Annotated in this window: 1 rRNA gene; it reads right to left on the bottom strand. The window is 60.8% G+C overall.

Annotated elements, in window-relative coordinates:
• Positions 1-339: 339 nt before the first annotated feature.
• Positions 340-1,661, bottom strand: a 16S ribosomal RNA gene (locus OMK64_RS19915); the annotation flags it as partial.

The following is a 1,661-nucleotide window of genomic DNA, read 5'->3' as shown; positions in this document are numbered from 1 at the left end:
CCCCCGTGGGGCGGTTCGCTGGACCAGGCGGCCCGCAGGCCGACGCGCACCCGACCCACCCGCAGGTGAATCAGTGCGCGCTCCGACCCCAAGAGCAACAACCATGACGGCTGTTCCCTCAGGACCCAACAGCGTGCCAGGCCGACCCGATCACCCGGTGTGGACCTCCGTTCCCTCCCCGCAGACGAGCTGCAGGCGTACTAGGAGCCACCGGAACCAAGCCGGCCGTAGTCGATGTTCCACCCTCGAGCACCACCCCCGACACATTCGGCCAGGGCGTGGGCCTGGACACCACAAGCCCACCCATGACAGGCAGACCCGGTGCCAGATGCTCCTTAGAAAGGAGGTGATCCAGCCGCACCTTCCGGTACGGCTACCTTGTTACGACTTAGTCCCAATCGCCAGTCCCACCTTCGACGGCTCCCCCCACAAGGGTTGGGCCACCGGCTTCGGGTGTTACCGACTTTCGTGACTTGACGGGCGGTGTGTACAAGGCCCGGGAACGTATTCACCGCAGCGTTGCTGATCTGCGATTACTAGCGACTCCGACTTCATGGGGTCGAGTTGCAGACCCCAATCCGAACTGAGACCGGCTTTTTGGGATTCGCTCCACCTCGCGGTATCGCAGCCCTTTGTACCGGCCATTGTAGCATGCGTGAAGCCCAAGACATAAGGGGCATGATGATTTGACGTCATCCCCACCTTCCTCCGAGTTGACCCCGGCAGTCTCCCATGAGTCCCCGGCATAACCCGCTGGCAACATGGGACGAGGGTTGCGCTCGTTGCGGGACTTAACCCAACATCTCACGACACGAGCTGACGACAACCATGCACCACCTGTACACCGACCTTACGGGGAGCACATCTCTGCACTTGTCCGGTGTATGTCAAGCCTTGGTAAGGTTCTTCGCGTTGCATCGAATTAATCCGCATGCTCCGCCGCTTGTGCGGGCCCCCGTCAATTTCTTTGAGTTTTAGCCTTGCGGCCGTACTCCCCAGGCGGGGCACTTAATGCGTTTGCTGCGGCACAGAGCTCGTGGAATGAGCCCCACACCTAGTGCCCAACGTTTACGGCATGGACTACCAGGGTATCTAATCCTGTTCGCTCCCCATGCTTTCGCTCCTCAGCGTCAGTTGCGGCCCAGTGACCTGCCTTCGCCATCGGTGTTCCTCCTGATATCTGCGCATTCCACCGCTACACCAGGAATTCCAGTCACCCCTACCGCACTCTAGTCTGCCCGTACCCACTGCAAGCCCCAGGTTGAGCCTGAGGTTTTCACAGCAGACGCGACAGACCGCCTACGAGCTCTTTACGCCCAATAATTCCGGACAACGCTTGCGCCCTACGTATTACCGCGGCTGCTGGCACGTAGTTAGCCGGCGCTTCTTCTGCAGGTACCGTCACTTGCGCTTCTTCCCTGCTGAAAGAGGTTTACAACCCGAAGGCCGTCATCCCTCACGCGGCGTCGCTGCATCAGGCTTGCGCCCATTGTGCAATATTCCCCACTGCTGCCTCCCGTAGGAGTCTGGGCCGTGTCTCAGTCCCAGTGTGGCCGGTCGCCCTCTCAGGCCGGCTACCCGTCGTCGCCTTGGTAGGCCGTTACCCCACCAACAAGCTGATAGGCCGCGAGCCCATCCCTGACCGAAAAACTTTCCAGACG

This window comes from Cellulomonas fimi (assembly GCF_028527925.1).
GTDB lineage: Bacteria > Actinomycetota > Actinomycetes > Actinomycetales > Cellulomonadaceae > Cellulomonas > Cellulomonas fimi_C.
Note: the sequence above shows the minus strand (reverse complement) of the source record. Positions and strands in the feature narration are given on the sequence as shown.